The organism is Sporosarcina contaminans (genome assembly GCF_042679045.1).
GTDB classification, from domain to species: domain Bacteria; phylum Bacillota; class Bacilli; order Bacillales_A; family Planococcaceae; genus Sporosarcina; species Sporosarcina contaminans.
In genome coordinates this window covers 1-16,337 of the sequence record NZ_JBHTLT010000118.1, presented here as the reverse complement: position 1 = coordinate 16,337, position 16,337 = coordinate 1, and the positions used below count along the sequence as shown (strand labels likewise).

16 protein-coding genes and 1 pseudogene are annotated in these 16,337 nt (G+C 39.8%); 11 read left to right on the top strand and 6 right to left on the bottom strand.

Annotation, left to right across the window (positions count from 1 at the left end; all coding sequences use genetic code 11):
• Window positions 1-382: 382 nt before the first annotated feature.
• Window positions 383-1,528 carry a VanZ family protein gene (locus tag ACFQ38_RS14230; RefSeq protein ID WP_381481722.1) on the top strand — a complete coding sequence of 382 codons (1,146 nt, stop codon included), beginning with the start codon at window positions 383-385 and terminating at the stop codon, window positions 1,526-1,528.
• Between the two features lie 131 nt (window positions 1,529-1,659).
• Complete coding sequence (locus ACFQ38_RS14225; RefSeq protein ID WP_336822770.1) at window positions 1,660-2,064, top strand: DUF1259 domain-containing protein; 405 nt, start codon at window positions 1,660-1,662, stop codon at window positions 2,062-2,064.
• A gap of 180 nt (window positions 2,065-2,244) precedes the next feature.
• Here the strand turns inward: ACFQ38_RS14225 and ACFQ38_RS14220 are convergent, their stop codons facing one another.
• Window positions 2,245-3,840 carry a midas domain-containing protein gene (locus ACFQ38_RS14220; RefSeq protein ID WP_381481720.1) on the bottom strand — a complete coding sequence of 532 codons (1,596 nt, stop codon included), beginning with the start codon at window positions 3,838-3,840 and terminating at the stop codon, window positions 2,245-2,247.
• Window positions 3,841-4,422: 582 nt separating this feature from the next.
• Here ACFQ38_RS14220 and selD point away from each other — a divergent pair.
• From selD to ACFQ38_RS14200, 4 genes are all read left to right on the top strand, one after another.
• Entirely contained in the window at window positions 4,423-5,472 is a 1,050-nt protein-coding gene (gene selD / locus ACFQ38_RS14215) for a selenide, water dikinase SelD (RefSeq protein WP_381481740.1), read from the top strand.
• A gap of 24 nt (window positions 5,473-5,496) precedes the next feature.
• Window positions 5,497-6,543 carry a tRNA 2-selenouridine(34) synthase MnmH gene (gene mnmH / locus ACFQ38_RS14210; protein WP_381481718.1) on the top strand — a complete coding sequence of 349 codons (1,047 nt, stop codon included), beginning with the start codon at window positions 5,497-5,499 and terminating at the stop codon, window positions 6,541-6,543.
• Window positions 6,544-6,673: 130 nt separating this feature from the next.
• Complete coding sequence (locus ACFQ38_RS14205; RefSeq protein WP_336822767.1) at window positions 6,674-7,294, top strand: NUDIX hydrolase; 621 nt, start codon at window positions 6,674-6,676, stop codon at window positions 7,292-7,294.
• 233 nt (window positions 7,295-7,527) lie between these two features.
• A complete protein-coding gene (locus ACFQ38_RS14200) occupies window positions 7,528-7,704 on the top strand; it encodes a hypothetical protein (protein WP_381481715.1) in 177 nt (58 codons plus the stop codon).
• Between the two features lie 226 nt (window positions 7,705-7,930).
• Here ACFQ38_RS14200 and ACFQ38_RS14195 read toward each other — a convergent pair whose 3' ends face one another.
• The 3 genes from ACFQ38_RS14195 to ACFQ38_RS14185 all read right to left on the bottom strand — a co-directional run bounded on the left by ACFQ38_RS14195 (window position 7,931) and on the right by ACFQ38_RS14185 (window position 9,600).
• Complete coding sequence (locus tag ACFQ38_RS14195) at window positions 7,931-8,332, bottom strand: hypothetical protein (protein ID WP_381481713.1); 402 nt, start codon at window positions 8,330-8,332, stop codon at window positions 7,931-7,933.
• A gap of 37 nt (window positions 8,333-8,369) precedes the next feature.
• Entirely contained in the window at window positions 8,370-8,840 is a 471-nt protein-coding gene (locus ACFQ38_RS14190) for a site-2 protease family protein (protein ID WP_381481711.1), read from the bottom strand.
• An 88-nt stretch (window positions 8,841-8,928) separates the two neighbouring features.
• Window positions 8,929-9,600 (bottom strand): Pr6Pr family membrane protein, encoded by a 672-nt coding sequence (locus ACFQ38_RS14185; RefSeq protein ID WP_381481709.1) that lies wholly within the window; start codon window positions 9,598-9,600, stop codon window positions 8,929-8,931.
• Between the two features lie 305 nt (window positions 9,601-9,905).
• On the opposite strand from ACFQ38_RS14185, the gene ACFQ38_RS14180 reads away from it, so the two are divergent.
• On the top strand, window positions 9,906-10,355 hold the full coding sequence (locus tag ACFQ38_RS14180; RefSeq protein WP_381481707.1) for an AraC family transcriptional regulator: 450 nt from the start codon (window positions 9,906-9,908) through the stop codon (window positions 10,353-10,355).
• Between the two features lie 371 nt (window positions 10,356-10,726).
• Here the strand turns inward: ACFQ38_RS14180 and ACFQ38_RS14175 are convergent.
• A pseudogene (locus tag ACFQ38_RS14175) lies at window positions 10,727-11,083 on the bottom strand (AAA family ATPase); the annotation flags it as partial.
• A 253-nt stretch (window positions 11,084-11,336) separates the two neighbouring features.
• Window positions 11,337-12,284 carry a class A beta-lactamase gene (gene bla / locus ACFQ38_RS14170; RefSeq protein WP_381481705.1) on the bottom strand — a complete coding sequence of 316 codons (948 nt, stop codon included), beginning with the start codon at window positions 12,282-12,284 and terminating at the stop codon, window positions 11,337-11,339.
• A 369-nt stretch (window positions 12,285-12,653) separates the two neighbouring features.
• On the opposite strand from bla, the gene ACFQ38_RS14165 reads away from it, so the two are divergent.
• The 4 genes from ACFQ38_RS14165 to ACFQ38_RS14150 all read left to right on the top strand — a co-directional run bounded on the left by ACFQ38_RS14165 (window position 12,654) and on the right by ACFQ38_RS14150 (window position 16,035).
• Entirely contained in the window at window positions 12,654-14,417 is a 1,764-nt protein-coding gene (locus tag ACFQ38_RS14165) for a BlaR1 family beta-lactam sensor/signal transducer (protein ID WP_381481703.1), read from the top strand.
• A gap of 51 nt (window positions 14,418-14,468) precedes the next feature.
• Entirely contained in the window at window positions 14,469-14,852 is a 384-nt protein-coding gene (gene blaI / locus ACFQ38_RS14160) for a penicillinase repressor BlaI (protein WP_381481701.1), read from the top strand.
• A gap of 259 nt (window positions 14,853-15,111) precedes the next feature.
• Window positions 15,112-15,555: a YueI family protein gene (locus ACFQ38_RS14155; protein ID WP_336822758.1), complete on the top strand. Its 444-nt coding sequence runs from the start codon at window positions 15,112-15,114 to the stop codon at window positions 15,553-15,555.
• A 333-nt stretch (window positions 15,556-15,888) separates the two neighbouring features.
• Entirely contained in the window at window positions 15,889-16,035 is a 147-nt protein-coding gene (locus ACFQ38_RS14150; RefSeq protein ID WP_381481699.1) for a hypothetical protein, read from the top strand.
• The last annotated feature ends 302 nt before the right edge of the window (window positions 16,036-16,337 follow it).

The window sequence follows — 16,337 nt, the reverse complement described above, 5'->3', positions numbered from 1 at the left end:
AGTGGATCATTATGATTACTGAAATGGATAAAGTTTTTTTGCAAATGGCACTTGAGGAGGCAGAGCAATCTCTCAATGAAAATACGTATCCTGGATTAAATATAAGAGCCTGCTCGCTTTTCTAATTGAAAAAGCGAAAGCGTATTTTGCTCTTTTAAAGGATAGAATAAGGACTGTCATTAAAAGGAGTTCATTCGCTCAATTTTGATTGAATGAACTTCTTTTCAGTCGCTCCCAATGTAACATCGTTGGTTGCTCCTCCAGTGGTTTAGCAATGGCAGGTTTAAACCCAATGACGAATTATCACCGGGTTTGGGAGATGAAGTAAACGTGTAAAGAAGCTGTACAAGAAAAGGAATTGTCTTTAGGGAGTGGTAGCAATTTGAGCATCTATTTGTTTCCCATAAAAATTGCATTCATCATGTTTATTTTATTAGGCTTTTTACTAATTATTCCTTGGCTCATTTACAGTTATCGAAAATATGGTCGAATCAGTCTATGGGCTTCCATTGTGGCTTACTCCTTTATTTATTATATGTTGGCGGCTTTGTTTTTAGTTTTATTGCCACTTCCGAATACTCGGGATACTTGTTCTATGCAGTCGCCGGATACGGTGCATTACTCTTTAATCCCATTCAGCTTTATCCGGGATATTATCAAGAGCAGTTCGGTTGTTTGGTCACAGCCTGCGACATATGTAAGCTTATTGAAGCAAGGGGCTTTTTTGCAGGCATTGTTCAATTTTATATTATTGCTGCCCTTCGGTGTGTATCTTAGATATTTTTTCAATCACAAAAGGTATTGGAAAAGGGCTCTAAGTTTTGGATTTGCGCTGTCTCTTTTTTACGAAATTACACAAATAACGGGTATTTACGGAATTTATAATTGTCCATATCGGATATTTGATGTAGATGATCTCATTTTAAATAGTACGGGCGCTTTGTTCGGATTCCTTGTTGCCCCTGTTATCCTAACATTATTTCCATCACGGAAAAGCTTGATCGAAAAAGGAGAAAAACTGCGGGGTTATCGTCTCGTTCCACCTTTGTCCCAGTTATTGGCTGTATTCATAGATTACGTATTGATTAAGATGAGTTGGAAACTTATCGGTGGATTCGTTACAACGAGCGGATTAGTTGAATTCATCTATACAACGGTCCTCTTTTGGATTCTCTTTTTTGTAGTTCCTGCCGTATGGAAAGGCAAAACAATTGGAACGCATATTTTACAATTTCAACTTCGTAATTTTGATGGAGGCGAACCGTCGAGATGCTCATTGCTTAAAAGGGCAATTGCTCTCTATTTGCCTTTGACGGTAACGTCGTTTTTAAAAATCTTTACGGATATTGAATTGGATATAGATTCAAGCTTTTATGTGTATCAAGTTTGGATTACTGTAGGCATACTTGCGTTTCTTATCGTTATGTGGGCGGTATTGTTTGTCCACGTCTTGTTCATTTTACTTAAAAAAGGGAAGCGGACTTTCTACTTTGACGATGTAGCGGATATCGTGCCGTGGAGGGAGTAAATGAGAGCTATCTAACAATGTCCATCGATCATTGAGCAATGGAATCCCGAACTAATTACGTCAAGTCGTAATGAATTCATAGGATATTTCGTAGGATAAAGGAATATGAAGAAAAAGGGGAATCAAATAGTTTGGCTCATGTCGATACGATCTGTAAGCAATTTGGAGAAATACTGCATGGAAATAGCAAAATGGAAAAAGGTGTATGTACGGTCTCTTTGAATAGGACTTTCAAAGCGACGGTACAAGGAAAACCGAGCACGTCTGTCATGCCTGCTGGAGTTTTGTTTGAATCACTCGATCAAAATGGAATGGCGTTGAATTTGGCGGAAATCGCAGTTTTACAGGAAGAAGTTCCCGCATTCATGCAAGCTTTGACACAACAAGGTTTAATCATTAGCGCATTGCATAACCATTGGCTATATACGACCCCGACGATTATGTATATCCATATCCAGTCCATTGAACCGCCGCTCGATTTTGCAAGAAAGATGGCCTATTCCTTTAGCTTTTTAAGATATCCAGTTTCGGGATAGGGCAAAATGAATGTTAGTTTGTCAGCCAAATGTAGTGAGCCCTTGAAAACGTATCGTAAGGTTTCAAGGGCTCACTTGATTATCAAACGTAAATCAGAATGATGAACCGCAAAATATACGGTTTAGGCAGGCATCTGTACATTGATCCCTGTTATATATTCATATTCAATTGTATTGTTGTTATTTTTTTAGTGAACTAAATAAAGAACTGTATGCTGTTGCCACTTTTTGATAATAGCCGACCAACTTGTCCCAAACGGTCGTTTGTGCAGCTTCTGTCGGATGATTGTCAGTAGCCTTTTCATCATCTGCCTCTGTTGCATTCTCTTCATCAACTGGGATTTCGGCAACCTCTTCTTCGTTAGCAGGTACGTCCGCTTCCTCATCCTCACCGGCAGGGGAATCCGCCTCTGCTTCATTGCTGTCAATATCGTCTGTTGCTACTTCTTCAGCAGGGGAATCAACCTCAACTACATTGTCGTCAGTAGTGTCTGCTCCTTCTTCCTCAGCGGGAGTATCAGCGACCTCTTCATTGTCAGCAGTAGTATCTGACTCTTCCTCTTCATTAATAGGATTTTCTGTTGTATTCTCATTGTCTGCTGGTACATTTTCTTGATCTTCCACCGGTAAAGCAATGCCGAGGTGATCTTGGATTAACAGATTATAATAATCGATTAAACTAACATAATTTTGTAAGATTGATTTATATTCATTAACTTGTTCATCTGATAGAATAGAATTGGTTGATTGGTCAGTTGACGTTGTATCTTCATTGATATTCTCGTCGGCTGGCTTTTCTGTTTCATCAGATTCATTTGCTGCCTCGTCATCTTCAGTTTGCTCATCAACGGGTGCATCATCATTGACCGTTTCTTCTTCACCAGTTGGTAAATCTGTCGCTTGTTCTTCGTCCGCGTCAACTACCTCGTCGGCAGGTACATCTGTCGTTGCATCTTCCTCGACAGGTATGTCATCATTTTCCACTACATCAGCGGGCTCGTCAGTAGTTTCGTCTTGGTCCGCCTCACCTTCCACGTCGGTAGGTTCATCTGTCGTTGCATCTTCTTCAACAGGGGTGTCTTCGCTTTCCACTACATCAGCGGGCTCATCAGTAATTTCGTCTTCGTCCGCTTCACCTTCTTCGTCGGCAGTTACATCTGTCGTTGCATCTTCCTCGACAGGTGTGTCATCATTTTCCACTACATCAGCGGGCTCGTCAGTAGTTTCGTCTTCGTTCGCTTCACCTTCTTCACCGACAGGTACATCTGTCGTTGCATCTTCCTCAACAGGGGTGTCTTCGCTTTCCACTACATCAGCGGGCTCGTCAGTAATTTCGTCTTCGTCCGCTTCACCTTCTTCACCGACAGGTACATCTGTCGTTGCATCTTCCTCGACAGGGTTATCTTCGTTTTCTTCTACATCAGCGGGTTCATCAGTCGTTGCATCTTCGTTTTCTACTACATCAGCAGGAGCATCAGTCGTTGCATCTTCGTCATGAGCAGGGTTTTCTGATTCTTCTTCATTTGGTACTGAAGATAGCGCATTTTTATTTGCAATCGTCCGCATTAATTTTCCTTTTTCAGGTGAGCCTTTAATGCTTGTTGCGTAAGAGGAAACTTCTGCACCGTGATTAGCGAATGTTGTGTCTTCATTATTATTTGCAGCTAAAGCCGAACCGCTTGCACCGAAAATGGCAGCAGTAATCATTGAGGTAGACATAACAAACGGTAAAATCTTCTTCGTGTTTTTTCCTTTTGAATGCGTTTCTTTAACCAAGAATAATCAAACTCCTTTTTTAACGTTTTTTTAACCCGATTTCTAAATGAATTACATACATACTATTTTTTTGTCGTTATGTACATCCGCCTCCTTCGCAAGCTGAAAATTGGAGCCGGTTTTCACTATCCGTATTGAAATCTCCATTTGAATAGTGGGCAGTGCTCCATCTGCATGCTACTTACAATAACAAAAGAAAATAACAGCAGTGTTACATCCAACTAACAAGTATTCATGGAAATATTAACCTTTGTAATACTATAGAAGACTAAAAAAAGGATAGGATTTAATAATTTTGTACGCATAAATCCAAATTATTCCATACGAATATCAATTTAAAACATAGAACGCATATAAGGCGTAAGCCTTTTTTGACATGGTTATGGATTGGTCGAAACGATCTATGGAAAAATATTTCTAAATATTACATTCAGATGAAGATCTTACATAATAGATGTCTTTTTGGGGGCATTTAATGTATTTGTTAAGCATGTGCTGCAAGTGGGGCCAATTCAAATTCAACGCTGGGCAAGATTCACTATGATAAAATATAAAGAAATTCAACGGAAAGAAGGAAATGAAATGGAAAGCTCTCAAACTGTAAAGCTTACTTCATTGACAACGAAAGGGGGATGCGGATGTAAAATTGGGCCGGCCGATCTCAGTCAAGTGCTGAAAAAACTTCCTGCGGCCGTACATGACGACAATTTGCTTGTCGGTCCTGAGACGAGTGATGATGCAGGAGTCTACCGTTTGACGGACGAACTTGCCATTGTACAGACGCTCGATTTTTTTACGCCGATTGTCGATGAACCTTATGATTTTGGACAAATAGCTGCAGCGAACGCAATTAGCGATGTATATGCGATGGGGGGCAAACCGTTGACTGCCCTTAATATTGTGGCATTTCCCATTCATAAATTAGACAAAGAGATATTGTCTGAAATTTTGCGCGGGGCAGCCGTTAAGTTGAAAGAAGCAGGTGTTGCATTAATTGGCGGTCATTCGATTGATGATCCAGAACCGAAATTTGGACTATCCGTCACGGGAACTGTACATCCTGAAAAGGTACGGACGAATGCCGGTGCAAGGCCGGGAGACGTACTTTTATTGACGAAGCCGATCGGTGTCGGCATCTACACAACTTCTTTGAAGCATGGAGAACTGTCGAAAGAGGAGATTCAGGAAGTGACCGCAATCATGGCAACGCTCAATAAAAACGCAGCTGAAGTAATGGCAGACTTCGATGTCCATGCCGTAACAGACGTGACGGGATTTGGGTTATTAGGCCATGCGACAGAAATGGCGAAAGCGAGCGATGTAAGTATTCGAATCGAGGCGGAACGAGTACCTATCCTTCAAAGAACACGTGAATTGGCGGATGCCGGAAGAATTCCGGGCGGCACGAAAAATAACTATAAGCATGTTGAAGATGATGTTGCCTTCATGGAAGGAATGGATGAGATCAGCCGGTTGATCCTCTGTGATGCAGTCACTTCGGGAGGTTTGTTAATTGCGGTGAGCGAGGCTGAAGCGGAATCGCTCCTTAACAAAATGCAGGATCGAGGCATTGATGCGCGCCAGATCGGAAGTGTCACACAAGCGGATGAAAAGAGGATCCACGTCATATAAACTGCAAGTTCGGAAGGTGATCGGATGGTACAAGAAATAGCATTGGAGGAATTGTTGGAGCGGATTCGCAGCGGGCAGCATATTGCGGTTGACGTCCGTTCCCCAAAAGAATTTGAGGAATCGGCGATACCTAACAGTTTGAATATACCCGTTTTCAATAATGAAGAACGCGCTGAAATTGGTACGCTATACAAACAAGTGAGCCCGGAAGCCGCGAAAGAGCGTGGCTTGGAATTGTTTTCGCGTAAGCTGCCATCGTTCATTAACGAATTCAAGGCCATCGAAAGGCCATTCACTGTGTATTGCTGGCGCGGTGGCATGCGAAGCAAGACAGCAGCAACGGTACTTGGACTAATGGGCATCGAAACGACCCGGCTGACAGGCGGCATCCGTTTCTATCGCCAATGGGTTGTAAAACAGCTTGAAGAGCAGGAATTTGGTCCTCAATATATTGTTTTAAATGGCTATACAGGCTCCGGCAAGACAACCATTTTGCGAAAGCTGAAAGAAATGGGACATCCCGTAATCGATTTGGAACAATTGGCAGGTCACCGCGGATCCATCTTCGGGCAGATTGGATTGAAGCCGAACAGCCAAAAGCAATTTGAATCGCAACTTGTTGAAGAAATGGAAAAGCTGAAAAATGAACCATTTATCTTTATTGAAGGAGAGAGCAAACGGATTGGCAAAGTGCTAATCCCTTCTTTACTGTTTGATAAAAAGGAAGCTGGAAAGCAGATTATATTGCATTTGCCGATTGAGGAGCGTGTAGCGAATCTTGTTCGCGACTACGAGCCTCACAAATATCCAGACCTGTTCCTCGAGGCATTTCAGTTGATCAAAAAAAGATTAACACCGGCAATGTCCCTTGCAATTGAGGAACATATGGAAAAGCAAGAATTCGATGCTGTTGCAGAATTGCTCCTCCTTCATTATTATGACCCAAGATATAAGCATTCTGCATTCAGAAATCCCGAGCGACACATCGACATTCATGCGAACACGACGGAAGAAGCGATCGATAAAATTTGTGATGTCGTACTCCCGGCAATCGCTCAAAGCAAATACTGAAAATAAAAGTGTTAGGTGCATGCATTATTCGCCAACTACGAATGAAGCTGTATTGATCACCCTTTTTACTCTCTTTCCGACATTGGTATAATAGGAAGGAGTAAATGTCAGTAGGAAGCGTGGTGATTTCATGGATAAGGAAAAGTGGAAAGAACAGTTGTTGAAGAATGGAGAGTTATTCATCGGTGAAGCAAATGCTTTTCGTTCAGCTGTTCTAATTCCGTTAGTCGAGGTGGATGAGGAATGGCATGTGCTGTTTGAAATCCGTGCTTCAACGATGAGAACGCAGCCTGGGGATGTTTGTTTTCCGGGCGGCCGAATTGATCCCGAAGACAAATCACCTCTTTTCGCAGCCTTGCGAGAGACGCATGAGGAGCTTGGCGTAAGCCCTGATCGGGTGGAAGTGTTGGGTTCGTTAAGTCCGTACATCGCATCCCCATCATTTGTCGTTTATCCATTCGTCGGCATTGTGAATTATAAGGAAATCGTTCGTTCCTATAATCAAGACGAAGTCGCAGAAGTATTCACTGTGCCCTTAAAGTGGCTGTTAGGACACGAACCCTATATGCATAAAGTTCATATGAGCCTCTCTCCAACACCGGACTTCCCATATGATAAAATCCAAAATGGCACCAACTATAAGTGGCGAGCCCGTTCGATCGAAGAGTGGTTTTTTGAATATGAAAACTATACGATATGGGGGATGACAGCAAGGATTTTAAAGCATTTTATCGGAGTGATTCGTGCGTAAGGAAAGAGACATCCGGATGAATAAAGACGAGTGCCCTGAATTGAAATCGAGAAGGTAATCGGTCAATCATAAGTTAGCGAATGAACTATAGTGACTGAAATGAAGATGCTGGGTAAATACACAGTCGACTCATGCGTTTCCTTTTGGCAGAGGACTGGGTGAGGAAATTAGGTAGGATCGATTTCAAGAAGGAAAGGAAGTCCTGAAAATTCATTATGAAAGGAGGGGGAGACATGCAATATTCAAAAGCGAAAATGGAACAGCTAGTGAAAAACAACGCAGAACTGACGAAACGGCTCAAGCAAATTATGAAAGAGCATGAATTGGAAAAGAGCTTTGCATTGAAGGCGTTATATCACGCTGAAGTGAAAGAAAGCGGCAGGTTCATGAAAGATTATCAAGAGTTGTGAAGGATTCGGAAATGCGGGGAATCTGGAATAGCATTAACACCCGTTGATTTGCGTTCCAGCCGGACGCTTTCCTGGGGGCGTGCGGTGAGCCTCCTCGGTTCGCTTTGCTCTCCTGCGGGGTCTCACCTGTCACGCTAATCCCCAAGGAGTCGCCGGCTTCCACTCCAATCAACTAAGAATCCGCCTCCTTATTTCTGTTTAATCAGAACAGTTGTCGAACAAATATTTAAGGCGCAAATCCATAAAAAAGTAAAATAAATAGGAAGGATGCTACATACATAGCGCCTAATAGCACAACGATCCATAACAGTGACATAGCAATTTTAGCTCGAAGACTATTGAATGATTTGAGCGTAAATGTAATTAATTTGTATGCAATTAATATGAAGAGCGGGATTAAATACAAATACCGGAATAGATTTACATAGGAAAACAGCTTTTCAAACCCGCCAACTGCTGGATGATCATACAACTGATACGTTGATATAATATGATGAAGACCGCTCAGAAAAACGATTGAAAGCAATAAAAAATAGATAAGAAAGGCATATTTGACACTTTTCCTATCTTGTTTTAGTAATACATATAGTAGCCCTATAAAGATGAGCAAAATAATTGTTTTAAACATCTGCCTCATACTCCTTCCTATCGGTTGCCAATTTCCCCTATCCTATCTCGCTTTTTGGCTTTTTCCATATATCCATTAAAACCCGGCCATCACTTTTGTATCCAGTAAAATACGTTACAGGAACAAGCGCGGAAAGTATTAATATACTTGTAAAGCCGAAAAAATAGCCATCGAGGAAATGGTGATGTTTCGTATTAACTTTAATTAAAATTAAGAGGAATATCGAAATCAAATTGAAAATGACACCGCCTAAAGCGATCAATGATAATTTGATTTTTTCGTTTTGATTTACATTACTATCCCCTCTACACAGGCCCATAATGAAAAATTGTTTGTTCACTTGTACAAGACCGATAGAAAATAGAGGATCCCCTATACCAATTTCCAATTTATGTACCTTTCCACCAAACAGCTTAATAAAGAAGGCATGCCCGCTTTCATGGATCAGAACACTTAAAGGTTGGAAAATAAAAATCGCAACGCCACATCCTACGATCGTTTCGAACAATCGAAACACCCCTTTCACTGTTTACAGTGTTCCCGATAAGGAAATGAAAGTCTTTGATTGTATAATTCTGCTTGCTCCGCTTAACCCTTTATATTTTCACTTTGTAAGAAATCCTATTTTTATATTTGAAAATACCTCGATCTATCGACGTAATTAGAAAGCTAAGCATAATAAATACAAATGTAAAACCTACAATAAATAGAACGACATTTCCATAACTTCCAACTCCGACAGGAATATGCTCATTCGGATTCAGAAAAAAATATGGGTAAAAGCCATCATACAGTCCTCTAATTAAAGAAGTAAGGCAATAAAGTACCGGGAAAATTAACGGATACAAGATAGAAGTATAACTTTGCCACTTTTTCTCTTCAAAAATAATCCAATTTAATAGGACGAGTATTGGAATTAAGTAGTGTAGTGTGAAGTTTGTAATGACTCTAATTCCGCTATATTCCCCGCCGCTTGATAGGAGGAAGTGATAAGATAACAAAACGACCATCATATATAGAAGTGAAGCATGTTTCAATAAATTCAACAGACGGCTTTCTTTTTTCTTTAGCAAAAGAATAAAGGTACTTACTGTAAATAGTAAAGCCACAATTATGTTGGAATGAATCGTGAACTTCGTAATCGATACAATCGGGTCGGGAGAGAAGAGTATATGTAAAGGTACACTAACTAATCCTGTTGCAGCAATGAAAGCATGAAACAGAGTTTTCGTATTTATAAATTTTTTATTGGACAATACGTTATACATAATTCATCTCTCCATAGAAGTGAAATTTTATGTACAAATCCTTCACAGCTCTATCCTCGTATAAAGTATCATTAATTGTATTACGTTTTATCGTATAAAAGGTTTCAATTGTATTCTGAAAAGTGGAGTAACAACTGTACGAGCAATTGTTTATGAATCACAATATGTTCAATAAATTGGCGTCTTCGGAATATGTAATGGAATATTGGATTATTTAAACCGAAACTAAATTCAATTTTTTCGAAAAAAGAACTTGAAAAACATTTTATATCGAATTACCTTATCTAAGAAAGGAGGATTAAAATATGAAATTAACTATTGAAGAATTACCTAAATCAAGGGTTGCTTATTTCCGAAATGTTGGGGAGTATGGTGAAAAGGAAAATAAGGAATTAATGGAGAGTTTTAAGAAGTGGTTAAAATCGAATGGTGTATTTGATCATTCTACAATTTTAGGTATCCCGCAAGATAACCCAGAGATTACTCCTAAAGAAGAATGTCGTTATGATGTATGCGTTGTTATAAATAATGATTGTAATGTGGAAAAACCAGCTCATGTTGGTGAGTTTTCTGGTGGGAAGTATGCTGTTTTCTTACTTGACCATACAAAAGAGGCAGTGAGTGAATTTTGGGGCAATATTTTTTCAGAGATCGAAAGAAACAATCTTTCAATAAGAGAACAACCAATTATCGAAAGATATACTTCACAAATGATTCATAATCATTTGTGTGAAAAATTAGTTCCTATACAGTAACGAGCAGGGCTATTTCCTACCTTCTGTCTAAAGGATGCACAACATGACAGGTCCACTATGTTTTCCAGATCTAACTTTAAATGAAGCACTACAAGAAAATGACACCGATATATGTGTAGAGTGTTAAGCAATCGAGCCACCTGAACGTTGTTTTACAAAACATAATCAAGAAAGCAACCAACTATGGATTTGCCCATTCGTTTAAAGCGAGTAGCAATTGAGCTGCAGACGAACAATTGTGCATTACAGTCAACTTTTGTGTTGGCTTTAATACTATTAAGTTGGAGAAGGGTGATAGATAAGCCCTTTTCCACCTTAAAATCCGATACCTCAATTAGCAAGGCGGTTTACCCCCCTTTCACGGTATTTCTTCAATGTTCGTCGCTCTGGAATAAATGATGCAACAGTCGGTCACGATCATCGAAAAACTGTTTCATAATGGCATAATGCTCTGTCTCTTCCAACGTTGTTTCCTGCATCCCGTCTTCGGTAATTTGAATGATTTTTGAGAGCGGGTGGGCCATGATGATCGGTGAATGGGTTGAAATGATGAACTGAGATCCTTCTGTGACGAGTTCGTTAATCCGAGATAGCAATGAGATTTGCCGGAGCGGAGACAGTGCGGCTTCAGGTTCATCCAAAATGTATAACCCATTTCCTCTGAACCGTTCGCGGAATACAGCGAAAAAAGATTCGCCATGCGATTGTTCGTGAAGGGACACGCCCCCATTTTGAATGAAGGGAAGAGTAAACGGAAATACGCCATGCGGCAGCTGTTCTTGCTTTAGTCGTATGGCTCGTATGTATTGGGAGTTTGTATTTAAAAGTGTCAATGGAATCACTCCTAAAATATTACGTTTTTTACTTCTTCGTATAGTTAATGTACGGTTTGCAGCTATTTAGGTTCCCTAATTAATTGCTAACAAAAGAAAAAGGCAAAGTGTCGATGAAAACACTTTACCTTTTTTAAGACGAAATGAATTAGTCTTCAACTTCCTGTAGAGCGTTCAGTGCAATTTCAGCAGCCTTTGAGATGAGCGCATCGTCATATTCTGCATCTTCCGTGTCATGTCGAGACAAAATCGCAATGACAATTGGTTCCCTGTCTGGCGGCCAAACAACGGCAATGTCATTCCTTGTTCCATATGCTCCAGCTCCGCTCTTGTCACCGACTTCCCAGCCTTCAGGTGCGCCTGCACGAATGAGTGAATCTCCCGTTGCATTGCCTTTTAGCCAATCCGTGAACAGACCTTGTTTCTCTTCGGTAAGCAAATCGCTTACTGCGAACGCTTGAAGACTGTTGGCAAGGGCTTTCGGTGTGCTCGTGTCACGAGTATCTTCCGGAGTGAAGTTATTTAAATCCGGTTCTAAGCGATCTGCCTCCGTCACGTTATCTCCGATTTCTCTTAACGCTTGTTCAAATCCTTCAGGACCTCCTACTGCTTCAAATAAAAGGTTCCCTGCGGTGTTATCACTGAACCGCACCGCAGCCTCACTTATTTCCAAAAGAGGCATCCCAGAATCGACATGTTTCTCTGTAACAGGAGAATAGGTCACTAAATCCTCCTCGTTGTAAGTAATCACTTCCTGAAGCTCTTCCAAAGAGTTTTGCTGCAGCAAAATCGCTGCGGCTAAAGCTTTGTAAGTAGAGGCAAAAGCGAAGCGCTCTTCTGGTTTATATTCAATCGTTTCATTCGAGCCAGTGTCAATTGCATAGACTCCAATTCGAGCGTCAAACTCATTCTCGAGTTGGCTAAACTTTTCATCTGTATTCACGGTTTGTCCTACTTCGTTCTCCTCTTTGGACGAATCACTAGTCGGCTTGTCTTTATTTGCGCAAGCAGTAAGTGTAAGCGCTGCTACGAGTAACATAAGTAATGTGAAATGCTGTATGCTGAATTTTTTTCTGGATGTCTTGATCACATTCATTCCCTCTTTCTCTTGTTGATCTATTGGTTGCAGTATCAATTTAAAATCACAGATGCAGCTAACCTACTATTTACCTCCTTTCAGTGATTGACTACAACTGTAGTCTGATATTACAATTGTAATCAATGAATGTCAATCATTTAAACGAAAATAATTTCTTACTCATGTAGATAGGGAAATATTATAAAATTCAGCACAGTTAATTGATAAATTGATAAAACGATATTGAAGTGTTAAACTTCGAGTACTAATAAATAGAGTCATTTCTATTAAATAAATCACAGGGAAAGTTGTTGTATTTTCTTGAAAGGGAAACAGAGGAATGTGAAGCAACAATCGTGATACTTCGGAAAATGGAGGGTAAGAAGTATGTTTTTCACCCATTTAGTTACAAGTTTTATTGTATCGACTATTACGATCATCGTTATTTTGCTTAGCAGGAAATTATTCTCTAAGCAGCTTTCAGCGAAATGGCAATACAATTTATGGTTTTTATTATTCATCGCCTTGACGCTTCCATTTATACCGAAGCAGTTATTTCATATTGAAAATCAATTTCATTTTCATCAAAGCAATAAAAGCGGTGACGCCTCTATGAGCACCGCGGCAGGTAATCATTCGATTAGCGTAAATGAGATGCAGGACTTTATAATACCTGTCAATCATCTAAATCTGGAATTTTTAAATGTCGGAGTAGCAAGTGTTTGGATTGCAGGTATGTTTGTGATGGCTGTTTTATATCTGTATGCGGCGTTCAAATTAAGGAAAATCAAAAAGACGACAACTGACTTGAACAATCAAGACATTCTCCAATTATTCGAACGATGCAAGCGCCATTTGCATCTTTCAAAACCTTTAATTGTAGGAGAGTCGCCCCTTGTCAACTCTCCAATGACATTCGGTCTGTTGAAGACATATGTTGTGCTGCCGGTACAACTTGACGAAAAGATGTCTATGCAAGATATTGAATATATTTTTATGCATGAACTGCATCACTATAAATACAAAGATATCGCAACGAATTATCTCATGGTCATTTTGCAAATTTTGTATTGGTTTCATCCGCTCGTATGGATTGCATTTCAAAAAATGAGATTAGATCGTGAAATTGCTTGTGATATAGCTGTTTTGAACTCATTAGATGAGCAATGTCATGCAGAGTACGGAAATGCGATTATTAATTTTGCGGCCATATCATCCCAATCAAAAGAGTTTGCTTTGGCTAATCATTTTAACGGACCGAAGAAGCAAATGAAAAAACGGATTGAAAAAATTGCCTCTTTTACAACGGAGTCGAAATGGATGAAGCTGAAGAGTATATCAATCTTTACGGTTATAAGTGTATTTGTAGCAAGTCAGGTTCCATTTATTTCTGCAATGGCCATTACTGATGACCGCTACGATTTTAGCAATGACAACACAGTATATGAGGATTTAAGCGCTTATTTTGATGAGTTTGATGGAAGCTTTGTATTATACGATATGGAAGCTGATCAATATCGAATTTATAATGAGGATAAAAGCACGCTACGAGTTTCTCCAGATTCTACTTACAAGATCTATAGCGCCTTAATAGGATTGGAGTCAGATGTCATTACAAGTGACCATTCAACAATGAAGTGGAATGGAAAGAACTATCCTTATGAATCATGGAATAGGGATCAAAACTTATCATCTGCAATGCGTCATTCAGTATCTTGGTATTTCCAGGAATTAAGCGAAAGAATCCCGCGTGAAACGATCCAAGCTTACTTACAACAGATGGATTACGGAAATAAGGATCTTTCCGGTGGTTCGGACTTTTGGCTGGAATCTTCATTGAAAATTTCTCCAGTTGAGCAAGTACAATTGCTAGTGGCGTTTTATACAAATCAATTTGGTTTCGAGGACAGCAATATCCAAACCGTTAAAAATTCCCTTATAGTTGAGGAAGATGATGGCTACCGCCTTTCCGGTAAGACAGGCACGGGTAATGTGAATGGCAAAAATAGTAACGGTTGGTTCATTGGATATGTGGAGGATAGGGACAATACGTATTTCTTTGCAACAACTATACAAAATGAAGATAATAGTTTAGGAAGCAAGGCAGCGGAAATTACGTTATCCATTTTGAAAGATAAAGGAATTTATTAAGGTTACAATAAAGCGGTTTGAACGTCAGCCGACAGAAGGAGGGGTATAAAGTTGACGAAGGAGATCCCGAATATTTCAGAATCAGAATGGGAAGTAATGAATGTTCTGTGGGACAAGGCTCCGCTAACGGCCAATGACGTTATTACCTCTTTGCAGGAGCGGACCGATTGGAAGCCGAAAACTGTACGCACCCTTTTGGATCGTCTCGTTCACAAAAAAGTGATTGGTGTCAATAAAGATCAAAGGGTCTATACTTTTTTTCCGCTTTATTCGCAAGATGAATGTCAACGCGCCGAGGCACGTTCTTTTGTTAAACGAATTTACGGCGGAACGTTAAAATCGATGTTAGTTCAGTTTGTAGAGGATGATTCCTTGTCAGAAGAAGAGATTCAAGAATTGCGTTCCATTTTGAATGAAAAGCCTAACAAAAAGTGAAGTTGTCGACATAATAAAAGATTAGGACAGGGTGCTTATAAAGGTGAGTAATAGAAGGAGAGCAAAGAGTACGGACCAGCTTTTTGTAAGTCCATTACAATCCCATTGTAATTTGAGAACGGTTGCTCTAATCTTTTGCATCGTGTTGGTTATAACTTTTTTGTTGATAATTTGAAAGCTTGCTTGATGTGCATCCTTGTTGGATAATAGGTCTTAAGTAATTCGCAAATCTATCGGATTTGGTAGGAGGCATGAATCGGTGTCAAACAGCGTTGATGATTATATACAGCAAGGATTGTATGGCCATAAGGAAACAAAGCGATCGGAACGTAAAAAATTTCTCGGAACCATTCGTGAACGCATTGTAATCGCGCTTACGCAAGAACAAGTGCGGGAACGAGGTATTTATAAACAAGTCGAGGAAGCAATCATAGAACACCGTACAGCCCGTCTATATTTAAACGGAAATATAAACTATGCCGTCCTGTCAAAGTATACAAAGATTGCATCCGAATATAATGCCAAATATACAATCGTCACGAATGTTGAGCATAATTCTGAAATTGGACTTGTCGTAGCTTATGACTACGCAATTGATAAAGAAGAGATTTATGTCGAACAAGAAACGCCTATTGATAGAACAGAAGAAGATAGAAGAAAAGGACTCGCCACCGTCTTCGCCAAATTTTTCAAAGTGTATTAAGTTGCTTTTACTGTAAACAGGATAGCGAGTCGATCGTATTTGCTTTACCCGTCATCGCCACTATCTTTTTACACAACAATAGAGCAGGCTTCTTGATGGTAAAATACATTCATTCAAATTGAGCCATTTGAACGACTACACATATGAAATAATAAGAACTTATTGACCCGGAATCTGTCGGAAAGATTCTGGGTTTAATTGATGATTAACATACTCACAACAGTCATTTGGAATCTATGTCTGTTTTGATTATTGTGATAGAATGAAGGGGCAACTGCATAGGGTGGTCGGTCGTCATTCTTCTTTTCCTTTTACGGAAAGGAGGTGATGCCGATGGAGCTTTTTCTTGAATTCCTGAAAGAAGTTTTGAAAGGAATCGTGCGTGGTGCGACGGCGCATATATTCCAGAAAGAATTTTTAGGAGACAAGAAAACCACCCTGTGCCGTAGGAAGCAAAAGGGTGGTTTTCGAAAGAAATGATGTGTAATTGACAACCACCACCTTAACGGTAGCAGTTGTAGAGAGAGGTGTTGACGCACTTCTCTCTTATAGTTATGTTCATTATAGCGAATGCGATACTTATATTCAAGTGAATCCATATACTGATGGCAGCAAACTTGATTACGTAAAGCATTAAAACAGCAGCGTTATCGTTCAAAGATGCTGCTGTTTTATTATGGTTCTATAATATTTGTTGGGGTATTCACACAAATATTATAGAACCCCAAAAAAGCACGTAATCACCATTTCTTTTATACTTGAATTGTCGAGAAACAAGTAAA